At 36.1% G+C, this 16,809-nt stretch carries 13 protein-coding genes and 1 tRNA gene; 6 read left to right on the forward strand and 8 right to left on the reverse strand.

Annotated elements, in window-relative coordinates; all coding sequences use genetic code 11:
* Positions 1-201: 201 nt before the first annotated feature.
* Positions 202-369 (reverse strand): hypothetical protein, encoded by a 168-nt coding sequence (locus tag EDD70_RS14970; protein WP_162840911.1) that lies wholly within the window; start codon positions 367-369, stop codon positions 202-204.
* Between the two features lie 493 nt (positions 370-862).
* On the opposite strand from EDD70_RS14970, the gene EDD70_RS11680 reads away from it, so the two are divergent.
* Positions 863-1,627 carry a hypothetical protein gene (locus tag EDD70_RS11680; RefSeq protein ID WP_092755527.1) on the forward strand — a complete coding sequence of 255 codons (765 nt, stop codon included), beginning with the start codon at positions 863-865 and terminating at the stop codon, positions 1,625-1,627.
* A gap of 229 nt (positions 1,628-1,856) precedes the next feature.
* Complete coding sequence (locus EDD70_RS11685) at positions 1,857-2,108, forward strand: hypothetical protein (protein ID WP_092755529.1); 252 nt, start codon at positions 1,857-1,859, stop codon at positions 2,106-2,108.
* A 182-nt stretch (positions 2,109-2,290) separates the two neighbouring features.
* Here EDD70_RS11685 and EDD70_RS11690 read toward each other — a convergent pair whose 3' ends face one another.
* The 7 genes from EDD70_RS11690 to EDD70_RS11720 all read right to left on the reverse strand — a co-directional run bounded on the left by EDD70_RS11690 (position 2,291) and on the right by EDD70_RS11720 (position 11,799).
* Entirely contained in the window at positions 2,291-5,389 is a 3,099-nt protein-coding gene (locus EDD70_RS11690) for a type I restriction endonuclease subunit R (protein WP_092755531.1), read from the reverse strand.
* 3 nt (positions 5,390-5,392) lie between these two features.
* Positions 5,393-6,604 (reverse strand): AAA family ATPase, encoded by a 1,212-nt coding sequence (locus EDD70_RS11695; RefSeq protein WP_092755533.1) that lies wholly within the window; start codon positions 6,602-6,604, stop codon positions 5,393-5,395.
* A gap of 10 nt (positions 6,605-6,614) precedes the next feature.
* Entirely contained in the window at positions 6,615-7,772 is a 1,158-nt protein-coding gene (locus tag EDD70_RS11700; RefSeq protein ID WP_092755535.1) for a restriction endonuclease subunit S, read from the reverse strand.
* On the reverse strand, positions 7,765-8,781 hold the full coding sequence (locus EDD70_RS11705; protein ID WP_092755537.1) for a virulence RhuM family protein: 1,017 nt from the start codon (positions 8,779-8,781) through the stop codon (positions 7,765-7,767). Before EDD70_RS11705 ends, EDD70_RS11700 begins: the two co-directional genes overlap by 8 nt.
* A gap of 2 nt (positions 8,782-8,783) precedes the next feature.
* Positions 8,784-10,331, reverse strand: coding sequence for a type I restriction-modification system subunit M (locus EDD70_RS11710; protein ID WP_092755539.1), 1,548 nt, complete (start codon positions 10,329-10,331; stop codon positions 8,784-8,786).
* A gap of 48 nt (positions 10,332-10,379) precedes the next feature.
* Positions 10,380-10,616 carry a helix-turn-helix domain-containing protein gene (locus EDD70_RS11715; protein WP_092755541.1) on the reverse strand — a complete coding sequence of 79 codons (237 nt, stop codon included), beginning with the start codon at positions 10,614-10,616 and terminating at the stop codon, positions 10,380-10,382.
* A gap of 1,096 nt (positions 10,617-11,712) precedes the next feature.
* A tRNA-Leu gene (locus tag EDD70_RS11720) sits at positions 11,713-11,799 on the reverse strand.
* Positions 11,800-12,216: 417 nt separating this feature from the next.
* Here EDD70_RS11720 and EDD70_RS11725 point away from each other — a divergent pair.
* The 4 genes from EDD70_RS11725 to EDD70_RS11740 all read left to right on the forward strand — a co-directional run bounded on the left by EDD70_RS11725 (position 12,217) and on the right by EDD70_RS11740 (position 16,802).
* Entirely contained in the window at positions 12,217-13,398 is a 1,182-nt protein-coding gene (locus EDD70_RS11725) for a hypothetical protein (protein WP_123811049.1), read from the forward strand.
* Positions 13,399-13,585: 187 nt separating this feature from the next.
* Positions 13,586-14,323: a hypothetical protein gene (locus EDD70_RS11730; protein WP_092755545.1), complete on the forward strand. Its 738-nt coding sequence runs from the start codon at positions 13,586-13,588 to the stop codon at positions 14,321-14,323.
* Between the two features lie 234 nt (positions 14,324-14,557).
* Complete coding sequence (locus tag EDD70_RS11735) at positions 14,558-15,655, forward strand: NPXTG-anchored protein (protein WP_092755547.1); 1,098 nt, start codon at positions 14,558-14,560, stop codon at positions 15,653-15,655.
* Positions 15,656-15,800: 145 nt separating this feature from the next.
* Complete coding sequence (locus EDD70_RS11740) at positions 15,801-16,802, forward strand: carbohydrate kinase family protein (protein ID WP_092755549.1); 1,002 nt, start codon at positions 15,801-15,803, stop codon at positions 16,800-16,802.
* The last annotated feature ends 7 nt before the right edge of the window (positions 16,803-16,809 follow it).

Genomic DNA, 16,809 nt, shown 5'->3' on the forward strand with positions numbered 1-16,809 from the left:
CCACCTAGTTGACACACAAAGGGTCATTTCGACACGTACTAAAAATCCCTACACCGCCAGCATTGCCGGCGGTTGTGGGTGCGAGGGGCAGCAAGGCGGCCCCCTCGTTTTATCCTGCACCGTAATAATATTCAGAGCAGGCAGTGGTTTTGACCTTAAATAGCGAAGTGGAACGCTCGCCAAATTTGCCCCAAACAGGCGTTACTCACCGTCAGTGGTATCTTTAATCCACTTGGGATGAGAAAACGCCACACAGGGCGAACGGTACACAAAATCTACTACCTGTTCAATGCGCATGGCGATGTGGTTCAGCTGACCGATGCGGCAGGTGGGGTTACCCAAACCTACGATTATGCATTTGGTAACCAAAAGACCGACACTCCAACCCCTTCTGATATTTTAACTTTCACTTTTACTGAGGAAAAAGAATAGGCAGTACCGATGTACATCCTCCCCCACGTTAACAGAGACTAAACCAATTAAAAATTGAACCCAAAGAATTACCGAAAGCAAAAGGATAGATAGTGCTGTTTTGCACTGTCTATCCTTTTGTAGCAATATGTGGAATTTTGTAGTATAATATTTTCAAATAATAAATCTGCTATTATGTGCTTGAGCGGTACAATGAATTGTGCGTAATAGCAATACTGGGAAGTTGTAAAAAATAATTTAGAAACAGGACGTGATGTGATTGAAACACTTTTTAACAAACAAGATAAGGGCGTAGTAAGACTGTTTCTTTATTTTTCATAAATTCAAGGATACAACCCAATAATTACAAACGAGTGAAGTAATTCGTGAATGCTTACTGCCAAAGCTGATGAGCGGAAATATTCCTATGCCTACGGAGGTGGATTAATAAATGGAGTTCTATAAAAGCAATAAAGCGTTAAATAAAAGTAAAAAAATAACAGTTATCGCATTTATTCTTTCTATAATACTTATGTTTGCTCCAATAATGTATACGGTATATCAAAATATATTAAAATCAGATATGTTATCTAAATTAACTACTTTAGAAAATTTATATTACTTATCGGGTATAGCAGTGGTTCCAATTTCTATAATGGGTGTTATTGTTGCGAGTTTAATTCCCAAAAGAGTGGCTGTATCACAAAACAATGCAACACTTTTATCTATTAGGCTACAAAACTATGTTGAAATTTTTGAATATATAGAAAGTCTAGATTTTGAAATAGAATATGAGGATGTAGCAAATAACAACCCAGAAAAATATAAAATATTAAATTATAAAATTGATAAGTATAAGTACATATTTAGTTATGATATTTTTTGTTTAGTTTTCGATTATATAAGTTGTTATAGTCACTATACTAGTAGTAGAAGATTAGCAATAAGTTATTTGAAAAGTGGTGATTTTACCAACGATCACTATTGTGAGTATGTCAAAAGAATTTGCAACTATTATAATTTGCTTTACACAAGTTGTGATAGCCGCAATACAGGTCTTATAAATGGAATTGACGATTTGATTCAAAACATTCGTTTAAGTATCCCTAATCAAGATGAGTTCAAATATTTGGTAAGTGTTAAAGAGCAAATTCTTAAACGAAATGAAATATATTTTGCTTTAATGGATGAGTTTGACAGACTATTTAAACAATAGAAATTCACATAGGAGGCGATGTCCTTCACCGAAAAAACTACAAAAACTGGGTTATAGATATTTAGATAGAAACTCAAGTAACCGTTGCGAAATCAAAGTATATGATAAGCTTGAGGATGTAGGAAATTACAATAGTAAGTGATTGTAAATTGGATTGACAATAAAGGTAACAGATTCTAAGATTAGCCGATTTCTTATTATGTTTATAAATTCTAGAAAGGATTTTAAAATGTCACATAAATTATTTGATATTCGCAACTTAGAATATTATAAAAGTTACAACGTTTTTACAGCAAGTAAAGACAACTTCAGGTACAAAATTACTCCAAGAGATCATATATTCTACGTTGAAGTTTGGTACGGGAAGCTTTGTTATGAAAAAAGCCAAATAGTAGAAAAATCAGAATTTACGCTTGACCAAGATGGTTTTGAAAATCTTATAGCTTGGTTAGAGGAAAAATATAATTTAAAGCCTATATGAGAGTAAGCCATAGCGTTGATGCTATGGCTTACTTTTGTCTATACACTCTTTCGGTTCTTTATCACACAATACCACACAAAGAAAAGAATGGCTATAAAAACATTTTAGGTAATCTCAAATGCATATGCATTCAAATAAAATTATTATCGCTAATTCCACTATCGTTTTATAAATGTCCTTTGTTATACTTTTCCACCCACGCCTTTAAACTTGTCGACAAAAGCAGATATTTTTTGAAAAACACTTTGTTTTTTTGTTAAATACTTGGGATTAAGGGGACTCATTTTAGGAAGAATTTCATTTAATTCTGTTCCGTTTTCACTTGCATACTCTTTTTTTAATGATGTAAGAATATATCTTTTAGCAGCATCAACATTTAGCTCTTCTTCTCTAATCAATTCTTCCGCTTCTCTTTTTTGCACCGCTTGTGCAAACGAGAAAAAAGCATCTATAATGTCGGATTTATCTTGAATTTCATCTAAATCTGTTTGATTTATAAAATCGACTATCAAACTTTCTTTTGCACGATTACCTGTACTTGAACGAATTAATCGGCGAACTTCATCAATCAAAGCTTCTTTATCTTTTACTTTTTTGTTCTTTTCAAAAATTAGTTCAAGAATATAATCTAAATTTATTTCTTGTGACTTTAAAAGGTCAACTTCAAAGATAACATCATCCCAATCAACTGAAGATTTTTCTTTATCATTCCCGACTTTTTCTCGACGAAGCCACTCACGAATATCGTTATAAGTTGACCGATAATCTTGAATTGATCTTTCCTGTGGAACCTCTATTTTTTGCAAAGCTGCAATATCTTCATCGCTTAAGTAATGAGTAGCCTTAAATTCTTCCACAGCCTTCGAGTCAGAAATGTCAACTGATTGCAATGCTTTTAAGCTTGCAAACTCGTCATAGTTTTGCAATATATTTTCAACTTTCAAAAACTCACCAAATAGTTTGGCAAATTCTTTTTTGTCATGTTCTGTGACAATATCTTGCACATTTGGGAAGCGTAAATTTAATTCTTTAACTACATCTATATAACCACGGCGTGCGTCCCCAGTAGCTATATCTTTAAAGCCATCCATATATTCCTTATAGCTTTTCTCAAGCACAACATTTTTCGTATTTTTATCACCAAAAAGTGTAATAGCGTCAATGGTTGCTTGCTCTAAATTTCTAAAAGTAACAATATTACCAAATGTTTTTGTAGAATCATAAATGCGGTTAGTTCTTGAAAAAGCCTGGATTAAACCATGGTAACGCAAATTTTTATCAACAAATAGTGTGTTAAGTGTTGGTGCATCAAAGCCTGTTAAGAACATACCGACCACAATTAACAAATCGACTTCCTGCTTTTTCACTCTGTTTGCAAGGTCACGATAATAATTTTGAAATTCCTTGCTTTCTACACCAAAGTTAGTTTTGAACACCCTGTTATAATCATTAATAGCCATTGTTAAAAATTCTTTTGCACTGCTGTCCATTGCAGTTGGTTCAAAAGTTTCATCAACAATTTCGCCTATCGCACTTTGTTCTTCGTTTGCAGCAAAAGAAAAAATAGTTGCAATTTTCAAAGGTTTTTCGCTATCTTTCTGTAAGTTATTTAAAGATTCATAATATAGTTTTGCTGCGTTAACACTACTAACAGCAAACATAGCATTAAAGCCCTTTGCTCCGATATGAGAACGATGGGTTTTTATTCTAAAATTATTTAAAATGTACTGTGATATTTCTTTAATTCGCTCAGGGTGCAATAAGGCTTCTTTGGTTTCTGCAGCTGAAAGTTTTTTCTCATCTTGCTCCATCTCAATAGAATTAAACCTTGGACGAACATCGTTATAATCGACTTTAAACTTTAAAACCTTTTCATCTCTAATAGCGTCGGTTATCACATAAGAATGTAACTCTCTGCCAAATACAGAAGCGGTAGTTTCCGCTCCCAAAGCATTTTCAGGGAAGATTGGCGTGCCTGTAAATCCAAACTGGTAGTACTGTTTAAACTTCTTATGAATGTTTTTTTGAGCCTCGCCAAACTGGGAGCGATGACATTCATCGAAAATGAAAACGACTTGTTTATTGTAAACAGGCAACTCTGTTTCACTTTTAATAAGATTATTTAGTTTCTGAATAGTAGTAACAATGATTTTATTATCGTCTTTTTCAATATTGCGTTTAAGCCCGGCTGTGTTTTCAGAGCCATTTACGCTATCGGGAGAAAAACGCTGATACTCTTTCATTGTCTGATAATCTAAATCTTTTCTATCTACCACAAAAAACACTTTGTCTATAAAGTTAAGCTCAGTAGCAAGGCGTGCGGCTTTAAAGCTTGTCAGCGTTTTGCCGCTGCCTGTTGTGTGCCAAATGTATCCACCGCCCTCAACCGTTCTCCACTTTTTAGCTTGGTGTGAGCTTTTAATTTTCCACAATATTCTTTCTGTTGCAGCTATTTGATATGGTCGCATAATCAGTAGATTGTTGCTTGAATCAAATACAGAATAATTAAGCAAGACATTGAGTATTGTGTTTTTTTGAAAAAAAGTAGCAGTAAAATCCTTTAAGTCTTTAATCAGTGTATTATCGGATTTTGCCCAGTTCATTGTAAAATCAAAACTGTTCTTATCTCGTTTCGTTGTGTTTGCAAAATAACGGCTATCGGTACCGTTAGAAATTACGCAAATTTGTAGATATTTATATAGTGAATTTTCGGCATTAAAGCTCTCCTTACTGTATCTATTCACTTGGTTGAATGCCTCTTTGATGGCTACACCACGTTTTTTCAGCTCCACTTGTACCATTGGCAAACCATTTACCAAAATAGTAACATCGTAGCGGTTAGCCTGTGTACCCGTTTGCTCAAACTGTGAAATTACTTGCAATTTATTTTTGGTAATATCATTTTTATTTACTAAATAAATGTTTTCAATATGCCCATCATCAAACACAAAGTCATAAATATGGTCATTATGTATTTTGCGGGTTTTATCAATTAGACTATCGCTTGCCTTGTCTAAATATTCTTCACAAAATCGTCTCCATTCATCATCGGTAAAATGAGTGCCGTTAAGGTTTTGCAACTGAACCCTAACATTATCAAGCATTTTGTCAGATGTAGTTAAATCTTTAAGGTAATCATAGCCTTGACTTACTAAGTCTTCTATTAGTTCACGCTCTAAATCGGCTTCGGCTTGATATGTAGCTCCACATTGGTCGATTTTAGTGTATTTATCTAAGACTATAAAATTGTTAGATTCTGCTATGGGGTTGTAATCACACATTTTTTATTTCTCCTTAACATGTGTATTTTGCTTGATGTTAAATTTATATATTTTTGAAATTTCTTGAACAAGATTTTTAAGCATTCTTTTGTCACCATCTGTAATCATAACAATTTCCTCAGCTGAATGTTTAGAATGACTTGATAAGTTTAGTATTCTTTTAATATACGATTCACGCTCTCCTTTAACAGGGGTTAATAAATCGCCCCAATTATCATATCCTAGAAAAGTTGCTGTTTTCTCTAAAATATTTCTTAAAAAACTAAAGTGATATTTGTATATTTGTTCAGTCTCAATAGCTGTTTCAATTTCATCTAATAAAAATAAGTGGTAAGAAAATGGTGAATCATTTGAGTTGTTTAATTCATAATTCAAATCTTCATTTTTTGTTAGACAATACTTTTTGAAATGCTTGTTAGGATTGTACCCTGATTGCTTATTTTTATTATTAAATTCGTTACTAAGTACATTATAAAACAGTGGATTATGAGTTGTAATGATAAATTTTAGTTCAGATTTACTATCTTTAATTATCTTTGCCAAGTCTACCGCTATTTGAATTAAGTGGTTTTCATCTAAGGATGTTACAGGGTCATCAATAAACACATATTTTAAATTATCAAATTTATCTGTTTCTCTTTCTTGGTATATACTGTCTTTATCAATATTCAAAACCTCTGTGACTTGTTCAAGCAACGAGTAAAACACGCTCCATATAAAGCAGCTTTCTTCGCCTTTAGAAATTTTAATATTATTAGAGCTATCATTATTACCACGCTCATAAGAAAAAGTCACTTCTGAAAAAGCAGATACTTTAACATCTTTGCCCTCATCATCTTTGAAAGTATGATCTGCATTAAAATGTGGTGTTAGCCTTTCATCAGTGTAGTGTTGAAAGATGTCAATGCTATTGTTTTCTTGTCCTTGGTCTACAAAAACCCAATGCGTAAAAACATTCGGCTGTATTTTAAGTTTTGGTTCAGAGTCATTATCCAAGTCATTATCCCAATAAAACAAATCTTCTGTAAAGGCATTATAATAGAGGATTTTTTTGCTTTCCAACCCTGTTTCTTCTGAATCAGCTTTAGGGTCAACCAATGCCCTGAATTCTTTTGAAAGTCTTGTTTTGCCCGTTCCGTTAAAAGCATAGATGAGTTGAACTTTTTTATTACTATCTTTTAGCTCTTGAGCAATTTTATTTAAACTTTTCCCCATATCTCCACCTCTATATTTGCTTCTCTTTAAATGTCAAAAGCTTATCCCTATAATACTCATACTGTTGTTGTCTTGCTTTTATTTCAGCAGGCAAACCAACGGAAATATCGTTGCAAAGGGTGTCGAAACGGTCGAGAATATCAACAATCCGTTGTTGCTCGGCGAGGGGTGGAACGGGAATGGGAATTTTATTTAATACAGATTGAGTTAAGCTTGGTACACCACCAGCAGTATTATATTGCTCAAGATGTTCTTTTTGTAAATAATAAAATACAAATTTAGGAATAATGATATTTGTATATATATCAGTATAAAAAATTGTATCAACTGTCCAAAATGGAGTATCAATATAATACAATTTATTAATAGAGCCTTTTCTTGGAATTAATACTGATGGTCTATCTAACACAAATGTATCTATATATGTCATTATTCCACCAGAACCATATACAGGTATTTCACCTTCTTCAAATTGCTTGTAGTCTTTTCCATTTTTTATTTTCAAAACATCAGATAATGTTTTCCACTCCACCTCATCGCCAAAGGTGAGCAAACTATCCCTATAATACTCATACTGTTTTTTTCTTGCTGTAAGCTCCGCTGTAAGCTCCGCTGTAAGCTCCGCTGTATGCTCCGTGAAATTATCCAAAATGCGGACAATTTCCTCTTGCACAGGCAATGGTGGGAGGGGGATAATAAACTCCATCATTTTTACGGAACTTAAATTTGGTTGTGCTCCAGTACCTGATGAAATATTTAAAATATCATTTGATTTACTTAATAACCAATGAAATAAATATCTGTTGTTTAGTTTCTCTTTGAATGGAATAAACATTCCAACTCGTTGATTTAAATAATAAGTATTATCACTATAGTTGTATCCTATTTTTCCAGTAGTTGCACCAGACATAGCAACAACTATACTGTCTTTTTTCACCTTATATTGTTCAAGGTTTTCTTTATAATCCTCTTTGTTAAAATAAATATATCCATCATTTGATAATTCACCAGAATTGATATTTGTTATTCTCAAAATAGGAAATCCTGTATGGCTAAATTTACTACTCTTAAATGCAAATCCGTTCTGAAATTTACATATTTTATTTAGTTTTGCATACTCCACACCATCAGGGCAAAGCTCTTTTATAAGCTCATCTAATTTACTCATTTGCTTCACCGCCTTTTTTCAAAAGCTTTTTCACTTGCTTTTCAAAATCAGAATTGATTTTTTGTGTTTTATTAAACTCGTCATATTCTGCCTTTGCTTTTTTATCTGCCTGACTTTTGCTTATTCTGCCTTTACCCTCTAAAATATCATATTTTCTAAATGATAAAAACTCGTTTATGCTTGTAGCAAACTCATTCATGGTAAAAGTGTTTTCACGCTCGATTAAATCTTCAATATAGTCAAAATAGCCTGTAACCGCACGTTCAAGCTGTCTTATCTGTTTTTCATCAAGATAATTTTTTGCAACTGTTACATCGCTTTTTAAAACTCTGCCATCCGGTGCGTTTTTCCAAGTGGTTAGACCCATGTTTTCCTTTGTTCGGTCTGCCCCTGTATCAATAATTTCTGCCGCAGTTTTGCCTGTAATTGCAAAGTGAAATTTGTTTTGCACCATTGCATAAAACTCTTTTGTAATTTCGGCATTTTTATCATAATCTATGCTGCACTCTGCAAAAATGTCTGTAATTTGCAGCCAAATTCTTCGCTCGCTTGCACGAATAGAGCGAACACGTTCTAAAAGTTCTTTAAAATAATCTTTACCAAATGCTGTTTTTCCTTGTTTTAAACGCTCATCGTCCATTGCAAAGCCTTTGGTCATATATTCCTTTAAAACAGAGGTAGCCCAAATTCTAAAATTAGTGGCTTTACGAGAATTTACACGATAGCCAACAGAGATAATTGCATCAAGATTGTAAAAATCTAAAGTGCGTTTTACATCTCTACTACCCTCAGTTTGAACTATTTCCATTTTGGAAACAGTTGATTCTGGTTGTAATTCACCTTCTGAAAAGACATTAGAAAGATGTTTTGAAATCGCCGGTACTTCAACATCAAACAATTCTGACATAGCTTTTTGCGTGAGCCAAATGGTCTCGTCTTTCACTACTGCATTGACAGATACATCTTCTTGGGGTGTATTATATATTAAAAATTGCAATTCCTTATTCATATTTACACCTCAATTTCTGCAATAATTTTATCTATTTCAGCACGAAGCGTGTCAATTTTTGCAACAGTGGTTTTAAGCTCTGCATTTAACTTGTTTATATCAATAACCTCTCGTGTATCTTTTGCCTCTACATAAGAGCTTACAGAAAGATTATAATTTTCCTCTGCTATTTTATCCTTATCAACCGATTTTGTAATGTATTCTACATCTTTTTTATTCTCAAATAGCTGCACAATTTTTTCAATATGTTCTTCTGTTAAAATATTATTATTAGTTTCTTTCTTAAAAAAGTCTTCTCCGCTGGCATCTATAAACTGAACCTTAGTATCGCTTTTGTGTTTAGACAGCACCAAGATATTAACGGCTATTGAAGTGCCGTAAAAAAGGTTTGGTGCAAGAGAAATCACCGTTTCAACAAAGTTGTTTTCAATCAAATATTGTCTTATTTTTTGCTCTGCACCGCCACGATAAAATATACCGGGAAAACAAACAATAGCGGCACGCCCTTTGCTTGAAAGATAGCTTAGTGTGTGAAGAACAAACGCAAAATCCGCCTTTGACTTTGGCGCAAGTACACCGGCAGGTGCAAAACGCTCATCATTAATAAGAGTTGGGTCATCGCTGCCAACCCAATTGATTGAATAAGGAGGGTTTGATACAATGGCATCAAAAGGCTTGTCATTGCCAAAGCGTGGGTCTGTTAAGGTATTACCCAGTGCTATGTTAAATTTATCATAGTTTACATTGTGCAAAAACATATTCATACGAGCAAGGATATAGGTTGTGTGGTTAATTTCTTGTCCATAAAATCCGTCTTCAATAATATGTTCGTCAAATTGCTTTTTCGCTTGCAGTAGCAAAGAACCCGAACCGCAAGCCGGGTCATAAATTTTATTGATTGTCTTTTGACCTTGAATTGCTAATTTTGCAATAAGTTTAGACACGCTTTGAGGTGTGAAAAATTCTCCTCCCGATTTACCGGCATTGGCAGCATAGTTAGAAATCAGAAACTCATAGGCATCGCCAAACAAGTCAATGTGATTATCTTCAAAGTCACCGAAGTTAAGCCCTTCAACACCTTTAATAACAGCGGCTAAACGACTATTTTTGTCTTTTACTGTGTTTCCAAGCCTGTTGCTTGTTGTATCAAAATCTGCAAACAAACCTTTAATATCAAGTTCGGACGGATAACCATTTGCGGAGCTTTCAATGGCATCAAAGATTGTCTTCAAATCGGTATTTAAGCTATCGTTTTTGTTTGCATTTTTTGCAATATTACAAAAAAGCTGACTTGGATAAATAAAATAGCCTTTTGTTTTAATTGCATCTTCTTTGATTTCATCAGTGATAATATCATCGGAAAGCTCTGCATAATGAATACTATCATCGCCACCTTCGATATAGTTAGCGAAATTTTCGCTAATAAAACGATAAAAAAGTGTACCTAAAACATATTGTTTAAAATCCCATCCGTCAACCGAGCCTCTGACATCGTTGGCTATTTTCCATATTTGAGATTGTAATTCTGCTCTTTGTGCTGCACTTGACATTATTTATTCCTCCATTTAGCAATATAGGGCATGTATACTCTATATTCGTTATTTTTTTATGTGTTCCATATTTTCAATATCATCGGGTATGATTTCTAAAATTTCATTTGATGTGCATTTTAAAACATCACAAATTTTCATCAGAACATCCATGCTCACAGGCTCGTTTCTTCCTAATTTAGCAAGCGTGGTTGTACCAATTCCCGATAGGTCTTTTAATTCTATTTTTTTTAATTTTTTATCTATCAGTAATTTCCACAATCCATTATACGATATTTGTGCCATCTGCTTTCACCTCGTAATCATCTTTGTAATTAAGTGTACCACATAACATTGTATTACAACAATAAAAGTCTCATTTCCCGCAATTAATTTATTGATTGTCATATTAGATTGCTATCGTAATAAGTGATGCACACAACGTAAATAGAACCCTCGCATTGATAGGCAATAGCGCAGACTACGTCAAGGCAATTTATGAGGAATTAGGCGAATAAACTCGGATACCTTGCGCCGCCGCACCGGACAAAGCGACGGCATTCAGATAAAAAAAGAGAGACAAAATGTCCCTCAAATTAATTGGTAAATCCTTGCAATATTGGCTCTATAGTGATATAATATATATTATAAAACAAAATAACACCCTCACAGCGCACTATCTGTTGACAGCAGACAATGCGCATGCGCCTTAAAGATGAAAAGACCATCTTGTAAGACTTATGAGAGCGTATTCATACTGTGATTTTAACACAGTTTTGAATAGATTTCAAGAGCTTCTTAGATGCTGTCCTTCCGTCGGTAGGCATCTGGAGGCTCTTTTGTTTTGATTTAAGGTGGTCTTACCGACCATTTTAAATAAATCCATACCGAATATTGCTTTGTTCCTGTCGAATGAACCTAATCGGTATGTATCGCGGAAAGTGCGCTAGCAAATACCCAGCGTACAAACCACGGTTGGGGTACATTGACAACAGAATCGGCGTCAATAATTATGGACTGGCATCTTCGACCTAGCAAACGCCACGACTACCTGCGGATTAAAACCGTAAAAAAGATTGCATCAAAGGTACGAGCGACAAATTTGCACCGCAAAAGATGTTCTTCTCTTGGAGGGGGTACTGCGAATATGGTGAAACCTATCAATGGTATCAGATACAATGAATCCGCTTGTCTGGTCAACAAGTAATCCATATTATTCCCTGTATCGTGGGGACTAGCAACGGAACAATCCTGTTGTTCTGGATAATAACGATACAAGCGCAATTTTTATATAATCACCGAGCGGAGAATGTAAAGGGCATTCTCTGCTCGGATTATATATCTCGTTATACCACAAAAGAGCCTACACTGCATAGACTTTTTTGTGATATAATCATGGTATTGGTGCCGCTGACCGGAATTGAACCGGTACGATGTTGCCATCGAGGGATTTTAAGTCCCTTGCGTCTGCCGATTCCGCCACAGCGGCAAACTATTTGAAATCGACTAAATAATGATACAATATTTCTTGGCTAATGTCAATACAAACTATCGTAAGTTGGGGGGCGATTAGCTAGTCCCACATCTTGTGGTAATTTTTTTACAAGGCACAAGAAAAATGAATATGTTCATAAAATGTTCGATTGTTTACAATTTGTAAATGGTTTGTGTATATTTAGGATATATTTGGTGGTATAATAATCATATGGAATATTAAAAGGGAATGCTTACAAGTGTTTCTGAAATTAGTTACAATTTAGTTACAATTAAATGTCAAATTAGAGTTGACATTATTTACCGATTGTCGTATACTAGTTCATGAGGAGTAGGGGAGCTAGAGACCCAGAAACTATGATACGTAGTATTCAAACAATATAAACTATTTCTATTTTATTAGGAGGTACAAATGATGAAAAAATTGTTAGCAGTTGTTCTCGCACTGACACTTACACTGGGCATGACCACAGTTGCATTTGCAGCAAGCAAAACCGAAGACATTAAGATTGATGATTCAACGGTGTATACCTACGATTCTGATAGCAAAACAATGGAAATTGCAAAAAAGTATGAACCGGGTAAGACCTATTATATTCCAGTTTGGGACCAAGATGATAATTACAATGGAACTAACAGAAACATCACTTCGACAAGCGCTTTGAGCAATTATAAACTCAGACGCTCCATTGATGAAGGTGCAAAAATAATTAGTGGTGTTGATTTTGTAATTAAAAATGTTGATAAATTTGATACAGCATCAAATAACAATAATGTAAGCAATAATAAAGCGGCGTTTATTAGCATTACCACCAAAGATGTTTATTCTTCTGACGATATTGACGTGGAAATGGAAATTTATGTATACGGGAATAGCACATATAGAGTAAATGGTAAAGATAGTGAAACTATAAATTTTGACAAACCCTTTGAATATGGTTCAAAAGATGCTACCAACTATATCTCTGTATCTAACTCTACCCCAATTGTCAACTTCGACGACATCGACAGCGATGAAATCGAAATCGGCTTTAACGAAGCAAAAGATGATGTTCGCTTTGTAGTGAACGCAAAAGGTCAGAAAGAATTGTTCCTGCGCTACAGCAACGACGACGGCAGCTCCATTGCTGCACCTATCGTAGACAAATACCCAGAGGCTGCTCTTGATTTCCATCTGTTTGAAGGCAACAATAAAACCTTCCGCAGAACCGGTAAGCTTTATATCCCTGCAAGCGAGATTGAAGTTAAAGACGGCAAAATGGGTGCTCCGTACCTGTACGAAATCGTAAACGGCAAACTGACTGAAATCAAAGCAACTTACGATTCCAACGCAGAAGAATTTGTTATTTCTACAAATAAACTCGGCAACTATGTAGTTTCCGACACAAAATTGAAGAGCACAACTGAAAAAGATGAGAGCTCTTCGAAAGATGAAACTTCCTCAACCACTGAAACCACCACAACCAAACCTGGTACATCAACCGGCAACCCCGATACCGGTGCAAATGACGTTGTAGGTGTAGCAGTAGCACTCGCAGTTGTTTCTCTAGCAGCAATTGGCGCTACTTCTTCTTTCAAAAAACGCACTAAATAATTAACCTTTCAGGGTATTAAAAAGGGACACTTCGGTGTCCCTTTTTAAATTAGTACGAATTCGTTAGATAATAGGATATAACACAATAATATGGAAATAATGATTGATAATAATGCCAGCCTGCGTTATAATTAATATAGAATAGTATAGTTTGGGGGAATAGCCCTATTATATAGGAGGATTTACAATGAAAAAGTTATTGGCAATCGTTTTGGCAATTGGCGTAATGCTCGGAATGTCTACTGTTGCATTCGCAGCGCGTGTTGTTGATATGGGCAGCTTGGGCTCAGATTTGTTTTTGTATAACGCGTCTAAAGAAGAGATGGGGTCAATCGGTGTAGGCGGTGAGCCTGTTCCGTCAGGATCTACTCTATATATTCCGCTTACTACCAGGGCAGATATCGATGGTAAAGTAAAAGGCACCAGAATTTCAAGGTTATCTGACCTTGGTGATTATAAACTTAAATTGCGTGTTACCGACGGCAAAAACATGGTTGAAAGTGCGCGTTTTACCATACAAGATGATTTTGAGGGACGAAATGCGGCTCATATTGCGGTTAAAACCAGAGAAAATAACACAGGCAAAAAGGTTGAGGTTGCCTTTACTTTAACTGTAACCCCCGATAACGGAGCAACGTTAGAGGGAATAGACTCGGATAATGAATACGAATTCTATTTTACGGTTGCACCGGCTAAAGAAAAAACGGATTCATCAACTAGCAGCGAAGAGGAAGAAATAAAAGAGGAGAACACGGCATCAAAGCCGACTGTTCCGGAGAAGAGCGACAGCAAAGAGAATAGTACCAATCAAAATGTTCCTTCCGATGTAGAAAAGAACCCCGAAACAGGTGCGAGCAGCGTTATCGGCTTTGCTATTATGGCAGTTTGCACAGGTGCAGCGGCACTGACGCTCAAAAAGAAGTAAACAGTATACAACCATGTAAAAGGGAGTGCGTTGCACTCTCTTTTTTATTGCCATGATTTAAACAATCTGCATGGAAATTATTACAATATGTAACAATTAGCAATTCAAAATTACAAATTGGTAACAAAAACCTCTTGCTTTATAACCTTTTCACATCTATAATGAAAAACAAGCCAAGCATAACACTGAACTTCGTTGTGCTGAGAGCTGCATAATAATTCAGGAGGAAAAAAAATGAAAAAGATCATTGCTATGATTCTTGCTCTGACAACAGCTGCTAGCCTCGCGGTTACTGCAATCGCTGAGACACCTGACAATAATACACCTGCTGCAAACCCCAGCATTTCTTTTGATAAAGATGCTGACGGCGTTGAGCTTAACAAAGACACCACTCTTACCCCCGGCAAAACATACTACTTCCCTGTAAAATACACCGCTGCAGGCGGCACCGCTTCCGAGGCTCTTACATCCGAACAGTTCAGCAACTACAAATTCTACTTTGCAAACGAAGAGGGCAAATCTTCTATCGAAAGCATGAAAGTAGAAAAACACAAATCTGTTTACAGCCTTGCAGTTAAAACAAAAGCTGGCTGGCCTACCACAATTGCTGATGTTTCTTACACAGTAAGTGTTATTGACAAAAAAAATACCGACGCTAAATTTGATGCAGCAGCTTTGAACTTCAAAGTTGGCTACAAAGCAATCGACGAAAATGCACTTAAAAACCCCGATTATGTTGTTGTAGACCCTTCTGCTCCCGTAATCACAAAAGATAACTTTGACGAGCTCAACAAACTTGCAGACGGTAAGGAAGTTACTTTTGCAAACGGCGACTGGGAATTCACTGTCCGCGTAAACGGTATGAAAGATATCAACTTGGTATCCAATACAGACGAAATCGACGCGATCATTGAGAAATTCCAAGATCAAGAATTCAAATTCATCTCTTTCCCTGCAGGCCCCGAGTTCCGTACAACCGGTACTTTGAAAATCGATGTATCCGATGATATGGATCTTTATGCAGGCAACTTCTTTGTATACAGATACTTGGGCGGCAAACTCACCAAAGTTGCAGCTACAATCAACAAAGACGATGAAGTTTTGACCCTTAAAACAAAACAACTCGGCAGATTTGTTATCACAAACAAAGAGATTAAAGATAATACAGTTGTAGATGACAGCTTTAACTCTAACGGTTCCAGCTCCAACGGTTCCAACTCCAATGGCGCTGAGAAAAACCCCGACACAGGCGCTAACAATTTTGTTGGTCTTGCTGTAGCTATGGCTGCTGTTGCAGCTGCAGGCATCGTGGTTGCTCGCAAACGTAAATAATCTGCAAAATATCTACTCATATGGGGACGCTTCGGCGTCCTCTTTTTTTATTCTGTATAAGCAGCATTGACAAACAAATGCAAATCAAATAACATGAATGCAAAATATGCAATAGGTTACAGCTATGCAAGAAAGCAGATGAAATATGAATACTGATGTTTTAAAATACGATGTAGTTGCTATCGGCGAATGCCTGATTGATTTTGTATCGCGCAAAGATAAAGGGGAAAACAAGCTTTTGCTGGAGGGCAATGCGGGAGGTGCACCTGCAAATGTGCTGGCAATGGCATCGCGGCTGGGGCTGAAAACAGCCTTTATTAGCAAAATTGGGCAGGATGGATTTGGGGATTTTCTCAAAGATACCTTAGAAAAAGCGGGCATTGATACCCGCAAAATGATTGTGACGGATGAGTACCCCACTACACTTGCTTTTGTTACTCTCGACGATACCGGTAACAGAAGTTTTGCGTTTTACCGTAACCGCACCGCCGATGTGATGTTGGAAGAGCATGAACTTGATTACAACGAAATTACAAAAGCAAAAATTTTTCACTTCGGTTCTGTTTCTATGTCTAAAGAACCGTCGCGCACCGCAACACTAAAAGCAGCAGAATACGCGCACAGGCAAGGCTTAATGGTGGCTTACGACCCAAACCTGCGCGAACCCTTGTGGAACAGCCTGCAAGAGGCAAAAGAAGTAATGCTCAAGGGAATGCAGTATGCGGATGCGGTAAAGGTATCGGATGAGGAACTGATTGTTCTGGCAGGTGTTAGTGATGTAGAGCAAGCGATGGAAATACTGTTTGAAAAATACAACCTCAAGCTGCTTGCAGTTACGCTGGGTGCCAATGGCTGCATTTGCCGCTGCAAAAACGGTATCTTCCGTGCCCAAACCTTTGATGTAGCCTGTGTGGACACCACGGGAGCAGGAGACGCGTTTTGGGGTGCCTGCCTTTACTGGATGATTAAGAATAATAAAGAGCTTGATGACTACACTGCGCAGGATATGACGGAGTTGATGGATTTTGCAAATGCTGCGGGTTCGCTTGCTACTACACAAAAAGGGGCAATCCCTGCTATGCCCACCAAACAGCAGATTTTAGATTGCATAGCAACAATGCCTCGTTGCAGATTACAGGGAATATAAAAACAAA

It is taken from the genome of Hydrogenoanaerobacterium saccharovorans, from assembly GCF_003814745.1.
Lineage (GTDB): Bacteria > Bacillota > Clostridia > Oscillospirales > Ruminococcaceae > Hydrogenoanaerobacterium > Hydrogenoanaerobacterium saccharovorans.

What these genes read in the sequence shown, in the direction of transcription:
- EDD70_RS11730 (WP_092755545.1), top strand. Translation starts at nt 13,586, where the DNA reads ATGAAAAAGTTATTGGCAATCGTTTTGGCAATTGGCGTAATGCTCGGA.
- EDD70_RS11740 (WP_092755549.1), top strand. Translation starts at nt 15,801, where the DNA reads ATGAATACTGATGTTTTAAAATACGATGTAGTTGCTATCGGCGAATGC.
- EDD70_RS11710 (WP_092755539.1), bottom strand. Translation starts at nt 10,331, where the DNA reads ATGTCAAGTGCAGCACAAAGAGCAGAATTACAATCTCAAATATGGAAA.
- EDD70_RS11725 (WP_123811049.1), top strand. Translation starts at nt 12,217, where the DNA reads ATGATGAAAAAATTGTTAGCAGTTGTTCTCGCACTGACACTTACACTG.
- EDD70_RS11715 (WP_092755541.1), bottom strand. Translation starts at nt 10,616, where the DNA reads ATGGCACAAATATCGTATAATGGATTGTGGAAATTACTGATAGATAAA.
- EDD70_RS11735 (WP_092755547.1), top strand. Translation starts at nt 14,558, where the DNA reads ATGAAAAAGATCATTGCTATGATTCTTGCTCTGACAACAGCTGCTAGC.
- EDD70_RS11685 (WP_092755529.1), top strand. Translation starts at nt 1,857, where the DNA reads ATGTCACATAAATTATTTGATATTCGCAACTTAGAATATTATAAAAGT.
- EDD70_RS11695 (WP_092755533.1), bottom strand. Translation starts at nt 6,604, where the DNA reads ATGGGGAAAAGTTTAAATAAAATTGCTCAAGAGCTAAAAGATAGTAAT.
- EDD70_RS11680 (WP_092755527.1), top strand. Translation starts at nt 863, where the DNA reads ATGGAGTTCTATAAAAGCAATAAAGCGTTAAATAAAAGTAAAAAAATA.
- EDD70_RS11700 (WP_092755535.1), bottom strand. Translation starts at nt 7,772, where the DNA reads ATGAGTAAATTAGATGAGCTTATAAAAGAGCTTTGCCCTGATGGTGTG.
- EDD70_RS11705 (WP_092755537.1), bottom strand. Translation starts at nt 8,781, where the DNA reads ATGAATAAGGAATTGCAATTTTTAATATATAATACACCCCAAGAAGAT.
- EDD70_RS11690 (WP_092755531.1), bottom strand. Translation starts at nt 5,389, where the DNA reads ATGTGTGATTACAACCCCATAGCAGAATCTAACAATTTTATAGTCTTA.